Source organism: Flavobacterium sp. N2820 (genome assembly GCF_025947285.1).
In the GTDB taxonomy this organism is placed as follows: Bacteria; Bacteroidota; Bacteroidia; order Flavobacteriales; family Flavobacteriaceae; genus Flavobacterium.
This window is the reverse complement of sequence record NZ_CP110008.1, coordinates 295,182-310,026: the sequence shown is the minus strand read 5'-3', so window position 1 is coordinate 310,026 and position 14,845 is coordinate 295,182. Positions and strand designations below refer to the sequence as shown.

9 protein-coding genes are annotated in these 14,845 nt (G+C 35.5%); 5 read left to right on the top strand and 4 right to left on the bottom strand.

Features of this window, described 5'->3' with window-relative positions; translation table 11 throughout:
* Nucleotides 1–5: 5 nt before the first annotated feature.
* The gene (locus OLM52_RS01460) at nucleotides 6–464 is read left to right on the top strand and encodes a DUF1569 domain-containing protein (RefSeq protein ID WP_264549386.1); all 459 of its coding nucleotides are present in this window, start codon (nucleotides 6–8) and stop codon (nucleotides 462–464) included.
* A gap of 57 nt (nucleotides 465–521) precedes the next feature.
* Here the strand turns inward: OLM52_RS01460 and OLM52_RS01455 are convergent, their stop codons facing one another.
* Together OLM52_RS01455 and OLM52_RS01450 are read right to left on the bottom strand one after the other, a co-directional pair.
* Nucleotides 522–7,043, bottom strand: a complete 6,522-nt coding sequence (locus OLM52_RS01455) for a T9SS type B sorting domain-containing protein (RefSeq protein ID WP_264549385.1) — start codon at nucleotides 7,041–7,043, stop codon at nucleotides 522–524.
* Between the two features lie 3 nt (nucleotides 7,044–7,046).
* Nucleotides 7,047–7,463: a hypothetical protein gene (locus tag OLM52_RS01450; RefSeq protein ID WP_264549384.1), complete on the bottom strand. Its 417-nt coding sequence runs from the start codon at nucleotides 7,461–7,463 to the stop codon at nucleotides 7,047–7,049.
* Nucleotides 7,464–7,612: 149 nt separating this feature from the next.
* Between OLM52_RS01450 and folE the strand changes: the two genes are divergently transcribed.
* From folE to lgt, 4 genes are all read left to right on the top strand, one after another.
* Nucleotides 7,613–8,284, top strand: coding sequence for a GTP cyclohydrolase I FolE (gene folE, locus OLM52_RS01445; protein ID WP_264549383.1), 672 nt, complete (start codon nucleotides 7,613–7,615; stop codon nucleotides 8,282–8,284).
* A gap of 85 nt (nucleotides 8,285–8,369) precedes the next feature.
* The gene (cysS, locus tag OLM52_RS01440; RefSeq protein ID WP_264549382.1) at nucleotides 8,370–9,857 is read left to right on the top strand and encodes a cysteine--tRNA ligase; all 1,488 of its coding nucleotides are present in this window, start codon (nucleotides 8,370–8,372) and stop codon (nucleotides 9,855–9,857) included.
* Nucleotides 9,858–9,909: 52 nt separating this feature from the next.
* Nucleotides 9,910–10,167 (top strand): membrane protein insertion efficiency factor YidD, encoded by a 258-nt coding sequence (gene yidD, locus OLM52_RS01435; RefSeq protein WP_264549381.1) that lies wholly within the window; start codon nucleotides 9,910–9,912, stop codon nucleotides 10,165–10,167.
* Nucleotides 10,168–10,304: 137 nt separating this feature from the next.
* Nucleotides 10,305–11,255, top strand: a complete 951-nt coding sequence (gene lgt / locus OLM52_RS01430) for a prolipoprotein diacylglyceryl transferase (protein ID WP_264549380.1) — start codon at nucleotides 10,305–10,307, stop codon at nucleotides 11,253–11,255.
* A gap of 41 nt (nucleotides 11,256–11,296) precedes the next feature.
* Here lgt and OLM52_RS01425 read toward each other — a convergent pair whose 3' ends face one another.
* Nucleotides 11,297–11,758: a hypothetical protein gene (locus tag OLM52_RS01425; RefSeq protein ID WP_264549379.1), complete on the bottom strand. Its 462-nt coding sequence runs from the start codon at nucleotides 11,756–11,758 to the stop codon at nucleotides 11,297–11,299.
* Nucleotides 11,759–11,840: 82 nt separating this feature from the next.
* Complete coding sequence (gene secDF, locus OLM52_RS01420; RefSeq protein WP_264549378.1) at nucleotides 11,841–14,768, bottom strand: protein translocase subunit SecDF; 2,928 nt, start codon at nucleotides 14,766–14,768, stop codon at nucleotides 11,841–11,843.
* Between the last annotated feature and the right edge of the window lie 77 nt (nucleotides 14,769–14,845).

Below are 14,845 nucleotides of genomic sequence, written 5' to 3'. Positions count from 1 at the left end.
TCAATATGCAAAATTTAGAATATTTAATTAGTCAATTAGAATCAAAAATAACACAATTTGAAATTAGTAACAGTAATGTTTCAGAAGGAAACGTTGGTTGGCACATTGAACACAGTTTAAAAACTATCGACCAAATTGTTACCGCTTGCAAGAATTCAAATCCTTCAAATTATCATTGGAAATTTAATTTTAAACGCTTTTTAATACTAACCATTGCTAAAAAAATTCCAAGAGGAAAAGCAAAAGCACCTAAAATTGTTAGACCAGAAGGTGAAATCAATCATGAAACATTAGCCATAAGCTTGTTAAAAGTTAGAAAAAATCTAAGTGATTGGAAAGATCTAAATAAGTATACTAACTTTCCTCATCCTTTTTTTGGGGTTTTAAATAAAAAAGAAACAGAAAAATTTTTAATTCTTCACACCAATCATCATTTGATGATTATTAATGATATTCTTAACTAATTATTGATAAAAAAAGAGCGCTATAAGTATAGCGCTCTTTTTTTTATTAATGATAAATTATCTTTTCATTGAAAAATGTGCTTTAAATTGTTTTGCAGCACCATTTTCAGTGTAGTCTAGTGTAAACCAGTAATCTGTAGATGGTAATTGTTGTCCGTTATAGGTTCCATCCCATCCGTTACTTGTGTCCGTTGCACTTAATTGTTTGATTAACTTTCCGTATCTATCAAAAATATACAACTTCGCATCTGCTTGATTCATTCCTACTATATTCCATGTGTCGTTGTGACCATCGCCATTTGGTGTAAAGTATTTTGGGTAATCAATCACTGTTACGTTTTGTGTTATAAATGTACACCCTTCACTATCTATTACTGTAACTGTGTGCTCTCCTGCGCTTACTCCTGTAAAAACATTTGATGATTGGAAAGAACCCTCATCTAATTGATACAACAAAGTACCTGAACCACCTGAAACGGTTACTGTGATTGTTGCATTGTCTGAAAACGCATCGGTTACCAATGTGGTAAACGAATCTGCTGGTGTAGTAGCAGTAACTGCTGCAAACTCTTCTTCTGAAACACAATTCGTAACCGAATTGGTTGCTATAACACTATAAACACCCACAACTGAGGCTGTAAATGTGGCTGCATCTGAATTTGCTTGAGCAACTCCATCAATATACCAAACAAAATCATACATACTCGCATCTAAACCTGTGTCTAATAAATACGTCTGGAAGGTAACTCCTGCTGCATCAACACATATTGTTCCATCTGCTAAAACAGGCTGTGGTAAAGGATTTACATAAACTCGAACCGTAACTGAAGTGCCTGAACATCCATTTAATGTTGGCGTAATTACATAATCAACATAACCTTGTGTGTTACCTGTTGTTTCTAATACTTGCTCTATTAATAATGTAGATCCTGTACTTGTATCAGCGGTTGCCCCTGTTACTCCTACTTGATTTACTGTCCATGTAAATATGGTATTGGCATTAAAGGTAGAGAAATTGATAAACGTGCTACCCACACCACTACATAATTCTGGATGGTTTGGACTTCCAAATAACTCCGGAATTGGATTAACATATACTGTAATTGTCGCAGATGCACCCACACAACCATTTAAACTTGGTGTTACTTGATACACAACAACGCCTTGAGATAATCCTGTTGTTTCCAATACTTGTGCAATTGAACTTCCTGATCCATTTGATGCGCCTGAAACTCCTGTGCTGCTTTGAACAACCCATGTGAAAACGGTATTGTTTACGGTGCCCTCAAAAGAAATATTTGTCGTCTCGCCAGAACAAATCGTTTGGCCATCACCGGTTACCGTAACATCGGGTATAGGGTTTACTGAAATCGTAACGAAAACTGTTTCCCCAACACATCCATTGGCCTCTGCAACTATTCCATAAACAACCTCTCCTGTTCCTGTAATTCCTGAATTTAAAACCAAAGTCTGGTTGATAAACGTATCGGTAGAACCAACTACTGATGATGAATGACCTGTAACTGTTGCACTACTAGAGGTCCATGAAAAAATAGCCCCAGGAACATTACTGCTCAATTGAATATCTACAACATCTCCTGAACAAAGAACACCTGTACTCGGTAAAACAGTAGCTGTTACCACCGGGCGTGGATATATTTGAACGGTCATTTGTGTATTCAATGCACATTGTCCTGCATCGGGTGTAAACTCATATGTTGCATCGGTTGATGTAGAACTTATAAGTTGCCATTCACCTGTAATACCATTGTTTGACGTGGTTGGTAAATTTATTGTTACTCCTTCACAAACCGCGTTTGCTTGCGTGAAAATTGGTGCAATTCCGTTTGTAAGAGTAATACTGCCCGATAAACTCGGTGTACCACAAATACTTCCTGTAGCCGTAATTGTATAATTAAAAGTCGCAGCTGTTGCTGATGTTGGCGTACCACTTATAGTAACTACATTTCCAGAAGTCGAAGCTGTTACACCTGCTGGTAAACCTACCACATTAACTCCTGTTGCACTTCCTCCAAAAGTATAAGTAATATTACCTATTGCTGTATTAACACAAATGGTTTGATTTGTAGATGCAACACTTGAAGTAAGTGTAATTTGTGGAACAGCAATAATTGTAAGCGTTGTACTTACCGTACTACTTGCACATCCTGCACTCGCGGGAATAGTGTATGTTACCGTATAGGCTCCTGCTGTACTTCCAGTTGGAGTAATCGCTCCTGTTGAAGCATTTATTAGTAAACCTGCTGGAGAAGCACTAAAACTTCCGCCTGTATACGCATTCGTTCCTGTTAAAGTAACTGCTTGTGCCGTAGCAATATCATCACAATAAGGTGTTGCCGCATAACTGATAGCTGCTGTTGGCGCTGCTGTGATGGTAACTGTAGTAGTTACATCACTACTCGCACATCCTGCACTCGCTGGAATAGTGTACGTTACAGTATATGTTCCTGCTGTACTTCCAGTTGGAGTAATAGCTCCTGTTGAAGCATCTAAAAGTAAACCTGCTGGTGTAGCACTGAAACTTCCGCCTGTATATGCATTCGTTCCTGTCAAGGTAATTGCTTGTGCCGTAGCTAAGTTATCACAATAAGGTGTTCCCGCATAGCTGATAGCTGCTGTTGGTAAACCTGTTATGGTAATTGTTGTTGTTACATCACTACTTGCACATCCTGCACTCGCTGGAATAGTGTACGTTACCGTATATGTTCCTGCTGTACTTCCAGTTGGAGTAATCGCTCCTGTTGAAGCATCTATTAGTAAACCTGCTGGAGAAGCACTAAAACTTCCGCCTGTATACGCATTCGTTCCTGTTAAAGTAACTGCTTGCCCTGTAGCAATATCATCACAATAAGGTGTTGCTGCATAACTGATAGCTGCTGTTGGCGCTGCTGTGATGGTAACTGTAGTAGTTATATCACTACTCGCACATCCTGCACTCGCTGGAATAGTGTACGTTACCGTATATGTTCCTGCTGTACTTCCAGTTGGAGTAATCGCTCCTGTTATTGCATCTAAAAGTAAACCTGCTGGTGTAGCACTGAAACTTCCGCCTGTATATGCATTCGTTCCTGTTAAGGTAATTGCTTGTGCCGTAGCTAAGTTATCACAATAAGGTGTTCCCGCATAGCTGATAGCTGCTGTTGGCGCTGCTGTGATGGTAACTGTTGTTGTTACATCACTACTTGCACATCCTGCACTCGCTGGAATAGTGTACGTTACAGTATATGTTCCTGCTGTACTTCCAGTTGGAGTAATCGCTCCTGTTGAAGCATCTATTAGTAAACCTGCTGGAGAAGCACTAAAACTTCCGCCTGTATACGCATTCGTTCCTGTTAAAGTAACTGCTTGTGCCGTAGCAATATCATCACAATAAGGTGTTGCTGCATAACTGATAGCTGCTGTTGGCGCTGCTGTGATGGTAACTGTAGTAGTTACATCACTACTCGCACATCCTGCACTCGCTGGAATAGTGTACGTTACCGTATATGTTCCTGCTGTACTTCCTGTTGGAGTAATCGCTCCTGTTATTGCATCTAAAAGTAAACCTGCTGGTGTAGCACTGAAACTTCCGCCTGTATATGCATTCGTTCCTGTCAAGGTAATTGCTTGTGCCGTAGCTAAGTTATCACAATAAGGTGTTCCTGCATAGCTGATAGCTGCTGTTGGTAAACCTGTTATGGTTACTGTTGTTGTTACATCACTACTTGCACATCCTGCACTCGCTGGAATAGTGTACGTTACCGTATATGTTCCTGCTGTACTTCCGTTTGGAGTAATCGCTCCTGTTGAAGTATCTATTAGTAAACCTGCTGGAGAAGCACTAAAACTTCCGCCTGTATATGCATTCGTTCCTGTTAAGGTAATTGCTTGTGCTGTAGCAATATCATCACAATAAGGTGTTGCCGCATAGCTGATAGCTGCTGTTGGAGCTGCTGTGATGGTAACTGTAGTAGTTACATCACTACTCGCACATCCTGCACTCGCTGGAATAGTGTACGTTACAGTATATGTTCCTGCTGTACTTCCAGTTGGAGTAATAGCTCCTGTTGAAGCATCTAAAAGTAAACCTGCTGGTGTAGCACTGAAACTTCCGCCTGTATATGCATTCGTTCCTGTCAAGGTAATTGCTTGTGCCGTAGCTAAGTTATCACAATAAGGTGTTCCTGCATAGCTGATAGCTGCTGTTGGTAAACCTGTTATGGTTACTGTTGTTGTTACATCACTACTTGCACATCCTGCACTCGCTGGAATAGTGTACGTTACCGTATATGTTCCTGCTGTACTTCCTGTTGGAGTAATCGCCCCTGTTGAAGCATCTATTAGTAAACCTGCTGGAGAAGCACTAAAACTTCCGCCTGTATACGCATTCGTTCCTGTTAAAGTAACTGCTTGTGCCGTAGCAATATCATCACAATAAGGTGTTGCTGCATAACTGATAGCTGCTGTTGGAGCTGCTGTGATGGTAACTGTTGTTGGAGTTCCAACTATAACACAAGCACCTACTGATGCTGGCGTATAATTTATTGTATAAGTTCCCGCTGTACTTGCACTTGGGTTAATTACTCCTGTAATTAAATCTATTGATAATCCTGCTGGAGTAGCAGTATAATTTGTTGCTGAACCTGCTCCTGTTAAAGTTGGCGCATACGTAGCTGTGTCATTTGTACACAATGGTGTCGTATAACTAACGCTAGCAGACCCTGGTGAAGAAACGGTTACTGTTGTTGTGAAATTTGCAACTCCACATCCGCCACAAGCTGGATAAGTAAGCGTAATGGTATATGTACCTACTACACTTGTACTTGGCGTAATAACTCCTGTTGTTGCATCTATGGTTAAACCTGCTGGTGTTGCTGTATAAACTGGTGTAGTTGAAGCACATGTGCCTGTACCCGCTCCAGAAATTACAACCGTAGGCGCATATGTACCAAAATCAATTGTACAAAAATCTGATGGCGTGTAGCTTAAACTTCCTGCTACTTGCTGTGAAACTGTAATCACAACACTACCTGTTGGAGTAGCTGTACAAACTGGTGTCGTATTAGAAGCAACACTTACCAAACTATAGGTCGTTGTAGTAGTTGGTGAAACACTCACTGTTGATGTTCCTCCTGTTAATGTGGTGGTAAAATTACTTGTACCATCTGTATAGGTAACAATCGCATCTGCTGTTCCTGTGAAGGTTAAATCTGTAGCACTTCCTGAACAAATAGCTGTTGTACCAGAAATAGTAGCTGTTGGTAAAGCAATAACGGTAACCGTAGCCGTAACACCTGTTAATGGTGTAGTTATCGTTCCGTCAGAAACTTCTACCAAAGTGTAAACCGAATCTGCTGTTAAAACTGGTGTAGTCAATACAAATTGACCCGTAGCGTCTAAAGTTATCGTCTGATTTGGTGAACCGTCAACTGTATAGGTAACTACAGCATTTGGAGTACCCGTAAAAGTAACAGTACCTGTTGTTCCTGAACATATCGTATTGGCACTAACTGAAGCTGTTACACTTGAACAATTGTATGTTAATGAAACAAATTGATCGGTATCATTACATGAAGGGTTTCCAGCATTCTCAACTCTAATATAAACAGTGATTGATGCGCCTGGCGCATAAGCTGTTGGATTGGGAATAAAATTTGAATTTCCATCCCAACAATCCGCTTGATCTTCATAAAAATAAACCACAAAATCTGATGGTAGATCTGGTGCAACCATAGCTGGAATTAACGAAGTTAAGTCATATGGATTACAATTAATATTTATAGGCGAAGGTGGTGGTGTAAGTGAAGGTGGTGAATCGAAGGTGATAAGCACCGTATCGGTTGCTAAATCTGAACAACCCGGACGAACAACTTCAACTGACCAGTTACCGCTTTGATTAATTAATAAAGTATTTACTGTAGTAGTAGTTTGTAAAACACCTTCTAAAAACCATGAGTAAGTTGGAGTACCCGCTGATGAAGGAGCTTGATTGAAAGTCGCCGTTAATAGATGATTTGTAATATTTGTAGAACAATATAATTGATCTGGACCTAAATTAACACCACAAACTATTTCACAACTAAGGGCACCTGTACCTCCAGTTTGATTTAAGGTATAAGTACCTGCTTGACCTGAAAAGTTTGTAACTAAAAGCATATAAAATTGCCCTGCAATAGCATTTGGAATATTTACATTCTCTGTTGCAGAACCTGAATAACTACAATCAATTACATTATTAGGACCTGTATAACCAGCAGAATAGCCAAATAAACTATTACAATTAATGGCTGAACTGAAAGGTCCCCATAAAATAAAATCAACATCAATAGGGTTACCTCCGTTAGAAGTTTGAAATAATGTAAAGTCAATATTACCAGATTGTCCAACTTGCAAATAAAACCAAGCAGGATTTGGTGTTGAGCCCAAACACCCAAGTGGTCCAAAACTTGGAGTTCCAGTTGTATTCACAAAGGGCCCTTGATTTCCAGAACACATTGCAGCTGCGTTAGCACAAGTGGTTGATTGTCCAAAAGAAATACTAAAACTTAGAAACAATATAAAGGTTAAAATTTTTTTCATTACTTATTCTTTTAAATAGATAAAATAAAACCACTCTGAAAATTTCTCACTACCATTCTCTTTTAATCTAAGTCTCCACTTAAAACATTTTGTTCCAGTTTCATCGTGATTAACTTGAGCACTACCCGTTACCATAAATTTTTCTTTAGAAAGGATAAAATATTGAGATTTGATATCACTTCCATTAGCACCATTGAAACAATCAAAAAAAGTAGCTACTTCAATGGCTGCATCAACGTTTTTAGTATCAAGGGCTGAAAAATCCCAAGAAATTTTTGCATCATTAATAAAGCTCAGACTAGCATGATCTGTCTTTTCTAATGTAATTGCTTTCAAATAGGGATTATTTTCAGCTAATTTTTCTTGTGAAAAACTAAAGCTAGAAATTAAAATAACAAGGTAGAGTAATAATTTTTTCATTTTGTAATTTATATAGTTTGTAAAGCAAATTTAACAAAAATTTAAACTTGGCAATTATTTTTCTAATAATTAACATATTGAAATTATTTTTAAAGTTTATTATTTATCTTTGCCAGCATAAAAAATTGCTATAAAACTAATTTACAACAATGATACAAAACGAGGATTTTCCGGACGAAATTGGAAATAATCACATTGCAACAAGTGCGCAAACACCTTTACGCGAAGATGCATTTGCTATTTCTGACGATGAAAAAATTGAATTGATAAAAAAAGATGTAGAACATATTTTAAATACACTTGGATTAGACTTAACAGACGATAGTTTAAAAGGCACTCCAAATCGTGTGGCAAAAATGTTTGTAAAAGAAATTTTTGGAGGATTAAATCCTGTAAAAAAACCAAGCTCTTCTACATTTGATAATAAATACAAGTATAATGAGATGCTTGTAGAAAAAAACATTGTGGTTTATTCTACCTGTGAGCATCATTTGTTACCTATTGTAGGTCGCGCTCACGTCGCTTACATTTCAAATGGAACAGTTGTAGGTTTATCGAAAATGAATCGCATTGTGGATTATTTTGCGAAAAGACCTCAGGTTCAAGAACGTTTAACTATACAAATTGTTCAAGAATTACAGAAAGTTTTAGGTACAAATGACGTAGCGTGTGTAATTGATGCCAAACACCTGTGTGTGAATTCAAGAGGAATTCGCGATATTGAAAGCAGCACGGTAACAGCTGAATTTGGTGGAAAATTCAAAGAAGATAAAGTCAGAAGAGAATTTTTAGATTACATCAAATTAGATACACAGTTTTAAGCTGGGTGATGAAGTTAGGTCTTGAGATGCTATACAAGTTTAGCATAACAATAAAAAACCAACAACAGAAAACCGATAACCAAAAATGGAATTATACAAAAATCAATCGTTAAAAATATACAATACACTTTCTGGTGAAAAATCAATCTTCACTCCTATTCATGAAGGAAATATTGGTATGTATGTTTGTGGTCCAACGGTGTATAGTAATGTACACCTAGGGAATGTTCGTACTTTTATGAGTTTTGATGTGATTTTTAGATATTTATTACATTTGGATTACAAAGTAAGATATGTTAGAAACATAACCGATGCCGGACATTTAACCGATGATGGAGATGTTGATAACGATCGTTTTGTAAAACAATCCCGTTTAGAAAAATTAGAACCTATGGAAATTGTACAGAAATATTCTGTTGATTTTCATAAAGTATTAGATACTTTTAATTTTCTTCCGCCTACAATTGAACCTACAGCAACCGGACACATTTTAGAGCAAATTGAATTGACACAGAAGCTAATTGACACTGGTTTTGCTTATGTAAGCAATGGTTCAGTTTATTTTGATGTGTTTGCTTACAATAAGAAAGGCTTGAATTATGGCGAATTGAGTAATAGAAATATTGACGAATTATTTGCCAATACAAGAGATTTAGACGGACAAAGCGAAAAGAAAAACCCACAAGATTTTGCGCTTTGGAAAAACGCCTCACCTGCTCACATTATGCGATGGAATTCACCTTGGGGTGAAGGTTTTCCTGGCTGGCATTTAGAATGTACCGCAATGAGTACGAAATACTTAGGAGAAACGTTTGATATTCATGGTGGTGGAATGGATTTAAAATTTCCACATCATGAATGTGAAGTCGCACAAGGAAAAGCATGCAACGGTCATTCGCCAGTAAATTATTGGATGCATACAAACATGCTTACTATGAATGGCTTACGTATGAGTAAATCGACTGGTAATTATATCCTCCCAATGGAATTAGTTACAGGTGATAACAACTTTTTTGAAAAACCATTTGGACCAAATATTGTTCGCTTTTGCTTTTTACAAGCCCATTATCGTAGTGTTTTAGATATTTCTAACGATGCGATGGTAGCCAGTGAAAAAGGATATAATCGTTTGATGGAATCATACAAACTGCTTCCAACGTTGAAAGCAAGTAACTCCTCTTCTTTAGATGTTGTGTCTTGGAAACAAAGTTGTTATGACGCCATGAACGACGATTTTAATACTCCTATTTTGATTGCGCAATTGTTTGAAGGTGCTCGTTTTATTAATTTAGTTAATGATGGAACAGCAACTTTAACTGCAGACGACATTCAATTAGTCACGACTACGTTATCTAACTTCTTATTTGATGTTTTAGGGATTAACAATACAACATCAGGAGCAGCTTCAAATACTTCTGAAAAATTGAAAGGAGTTGTGGAGTTATTGATTGAAATGCGAAAACAAGCGAGAATTAATAGAGACTTCGCGCTTTCAGATCAAATAAGAGACCAATTATTAGCATTAGACATCCAATTAAAAGACGGAAAAGACGGAACTACTTTTACCTTTTAACATACTCAAAAGAATCTCGTATTGAGATTCTTTTTTTTTAAAAAAATAATTTATGTGTAGTCAACACCAATTAAAATACCCAAAAACACTAAAACAATGGCTTACTTACCCATTTGTATTGTTGGTTCGATTTTATCAAGTTGGCATTTCCCCCTTTACACCAGCAACCTGCCGTTTTGAACCAACTTGTTCCACATACACTATTCAAGCTTTACAAAAACATGGCTTACTTAAAGGAGGTTGGCTTGCTCTAAAAAGAATTTTTAGTTGTCATCCTTGGGGAAAAAGTGGTTATGATCCTGTTCCTTGAAAATTTAGAAGTTAGAAAATAGAATTTTGAACTTGATTTGTGAGCTTGATTTTTGCCATTGAAAATATCTTATTAGAATTTTAACACGAAACACAATATTATTATTTATTTTTACGCTTTAATCAGAATAAACACTTATGATTTACGCACTAAATATGGTTTGGAATCCTGCTGAAGGAATTGATTTGGGATTTTTCATCTTACGTTTTTATAGCCTTTCTTGGGTCTTAGCTTTTGGATTAGGCTGGTATGTGATGAAACCTATTTTTATTAGAGAAAATGAATCAGTGGATTCGTTAGATAAACTTTTTGTTTACACACTTGTAGCTACAATGCTTGGGGCAAGATTGGGTCACGTTTTGTTTTATCAATCCGATTTGTTTTATAAAGATCCTTTAAGTATTTTATTGCCAATTAGTACAAATCCAACTTTACATTTTACAGGGTTTGCAGGATTAGCAAGTCATGGTGCCGCAATTGGAATCATAATAACAATGTTTTATATACAGAGACGTGTAATCAAGCGGTCTTTTTTATGGATTTTAGACCGAATCGTTATTCCAGTTTCGCTTGGAGCGATTTTTATTCGCCTGGGAAATTTTATGAATTCTGAAATTATTGGAAAACCAACTTCTGCCGATAGCTTTATGGCGATGAAATTCATCAAGGGAGAAGATTACCTAGGACCACTTGGTGAACCTGCAATAATGGCTCAAACTAATATTCAAGATGCACAGCAAGCTTTTACTGCAATTGCAACAGATCCTCAATATAAAACAATTTTAGACGCATTTCCTTATAGATATCCTGCGCAATTATATGAAGCAATTTGTTATGTTTTTGTTTTTGCCATTTTGATGTTTTTATATTGGAAAACGGAAGCAAGAAACAAAGCAGGTTATTTGTTTGGATTGTTTTTAATATTGCTATGGTCTGTAAGATTTGTGGTTGAATATGTAAAAGAAAGTCAGGAAGGTTTTGAAAAATATGAACTATTTAATGCATTATCAACTGGACAATGGTTGAGTATTCCATTTATAATCATTGGTTTCTACTTTGTACTTAAAGCAAAGAAAGTTAAAGAATAAATGAAAAGCGGTTAGAATTCTAACCGCTTTTTTTATAAACTTTATTTCATTTTTTCAAAAATCACACCCACACCCAGTACGTTTGGCAAATAAGGTCCCGTAAATTTGCTTTTAACAGTAACTTTATATTTTCCCTTTTCAAGTGTTTCAAACGTTTTTATAGTTTGAAAGACATCACAAATATCTCCTGTGCAATCACCAATATCTTTTCCTGATTCATCAATTAACTTAACATTTATTGACAACACTTCTAATTCTCCATTGGGAGTTGTTATTTCAACTTCTAAAGGCACTACTTTAAATTGAAACCCGCTAATATGACCAAAATGCAGCTTTAAGTCACAAACCTCTTCTGGTTGCATGTTTTCAAACTCAAATACTCTAATGTCATTTTCTTCCCAACGATTCTTCTCAAAATTGGAATCAAAATCATCATATATTTTACTGTTATTGCATGAAGAAAAAACAAAAATAAAAGACAACAAAAAAAATTTAATAGGCATAATCATTAATTTTAGAAATATAAATATAAAAAAAGTCCTGATATAAAATCAGGACTTTTAAATAATATATAAATAAGAATATTTAGTCTTCTTTTTTAAATTCAGCCATTTTACGACCTTCTTTTTCACCAATTGCATCAGACATAGCTGGAGTAGCAATAAACAATGAAGAATATGTTCCAACTAAAATACCTACTAAGATAGCAAATACGAATCCTCTGATTGTTTCTCCACCTAAAATAAAGATAGCAACTAATACTACTAAAGTTGTTGCAGAGGTATTAATCGTTCTACTTAAAGTAGTATTTAATGCTTTGTTTACTAATCCTTTGAAATCTGGTGATGAGTTATAATCTAAATATTCACGTACTCTGTCGAATACAATTACCGTATCATTTAACGAATAACCAATAACCGTCAAGATAGCCGCAATGAATGCTTGGTCAATTTCCATGTTAAAAGGTAAAATTGTATAGAAGAAAGAGAAAATACCTAATACAATGATTACGTCATGCGCAACAGCAGCAACCGCTCCAAATCCAAATTGCCATCTACGGAAACTAATCATCAAATAGACAAAAACAATAAACAATGAACCTAATACTGCCCAAATTGAGTTTGTTTTAATATCTTTTGAAACTGTTCCTGTTACTTTAGCAGATGATAATATTCCGATTGTTTTACCTTCATACAAATTAGCAAATTTTTCATAAGTCATGTCTGCTGGAAAGTTTTTCTTTAAACCTTCAAATAACTTATTATTTACTTCTTGATCAACTCCTTCACCTTCATCATCAACTTTATATTTTGTTGTGATCTTTAACTGATTGTTTGTTCCGTAGATTTTAACTTCAGCTCCAGCTTCACCAAATACAACACTTAAATCTTTAGCTACTTCATCAGCTACTACTGGCTTGTCAAAACGAACTTGGTATGTTCTACCTCCAACGAAATCAATACCTTGATTTAATCCTTTAGTAAATAAAGAAATCAAACTTAATACAACTAATACAGTTGAAATAGCATAAGCGATTTTCTTTTTACCTAAGAAATCAATATTTAAGTTTTTAAACCAATTTTTAGTCAATGAAGTAGAAAAAGTTAATCTTTCATTACGAACTAAACTCCAATCTAAAATCATTCTGGTTACAAATACTGCTGTAAATACAGAAGTTATAATACCAATTAATAAAGTAGTTGCAAAACCTTTGATTGGTCCTGTTCCAAATACTAATAAAATGATAGCAGTTAAAGCTGTAGTTACGTTAGCATCTACAATTGAGGATAATGCACCTTTCCATGTAAACGCGTAATCTGTAGCTTCTTGAACCGTTTTACCATTATCTAATTCTTCTTTAGCTCTTTCAAAGATAATTACGTTAGCGTCAACCGCCATACCAATTGTTAATACAATACCTGCAATACCAGGCAATGTTAATACAGCTCCAAAACTAGCTAAAGCACCAAAGATGAATAAAATATTTACTAACAAGGCTAAGTTTGCATAGAATCCAGCTTTACCATAATATACTACCATCCATAATAATACTAATGCGAACCCTAAAATAAAAGAAATTAATCCATTATTGATAGCTTCTTCTCCTAATGATGGACCTACTACTTCTGATTGAACAATTTCTGCAGTTGCTGGTAATTTACCTGCACCTAAAATTTTAGTTAATTCTTGTGCATCTTCAATTGTAAAGTTTCCAGAAATTCTCGAACTTCCACCTGCAATTGCTTCATTAACTTGTGGAGCAGAATAAACAGTGTTATCCATTACAATAGCAATAAAGCCTTGCTCTTTTGCTACTCTACTTGTTAATTTTTCCCATTCACGAGTTCCATAAGAATTCATGTTCATCGTTACACCTTGCTTTCCAAATTCATCTGCTTCTGCTCTTGTAGTTGTAATCATGTCTCCTGCTAAAGCTGGCTTACCTGAAGCATCTCCTTTTAAGAAATACAATTGTGTAAATTCTGGATTTTTTGGGTCTGATTTTTCCCAAGCCATTCTAGCATATGTTAAATTAGCTGGTAATAATGCTTTGATATCAGCTCTTTTAAAATATGAATTGATAACAGCTGTATCTTTTACTTTTGCAATACCTAATACTGGTTGTCCCATAGGTTGTTGCCCTAATAATTGTAGTTTATCAAAAAGTGGATTTACTACCGAAGTAGAATCTGCTTTATCTGTTAATAAAGAATCAATCCCAGTGTTTTTAACTGGAGTTGATTTTTTAGCTACTTCTGTTTTCTTTAAAGCTTCGTTTACTTGAATTAAATAGCCAAAAGCATCAACATCTGAATGTGCAACCCAAAACTCTAACTGAGCCGAAGTTTGTAAAATTCTTTTGATTTTATCTACATCTTTTGCCCCAGGTAATTCAACTAAGATTCTACCTGAGTTTCCTAATAATTGAATGTTAGGTTGTGTAACACCAAATTGGTCAATACGTTCTCTTAATACTTTGAACGCACTTTCTACAGACTCATTAACTTTTTGTTTGATAATAGGCTGAACTTGTTTGTTTGTCATTCCTATTTCAATAATTCCATCAAGGTTTTTATTTCTAAAAACATCAGCATCAGCCAATCTTAAATTAGCTCTATCAGCTTCTTCAAAAAATGCATCGATGTAATCTTGATTTCCTTGTTGATTGATTTTCGCATCAGCAAGTGCTTTGTTGAAAGCTGGATTTTTTGTTTCGTTTGCTAATCCTTTTAAGATGTCTTTAACCGAAATTTGAAGAATTACGTTTAATCCTCCTTCAAGGTCAAGACCTTTGTTGATTTGATTATCTGTTACTTCTTTGTAGGTTTTTCCAAGAAATACTTCTTCTTTTTTCAAAGAATCTAAATAACGTAGTTCTTTTTTTGAATCTCCTTTAGCAAAAGCTTTAGCATCGTTAGCTATGCCGTTTGCAACAAAAGTGAAAGAAAGTTGGTATACACATACCAAAGCAAAGATAATTGCGAAAAATTTAATTAGTCCTCTATTCTGCATTACTCTATAATTTATTATTCTATTTTATAAAAACGGACAAATATATAATTTACAATAGGATTAACCAATTTTATTTT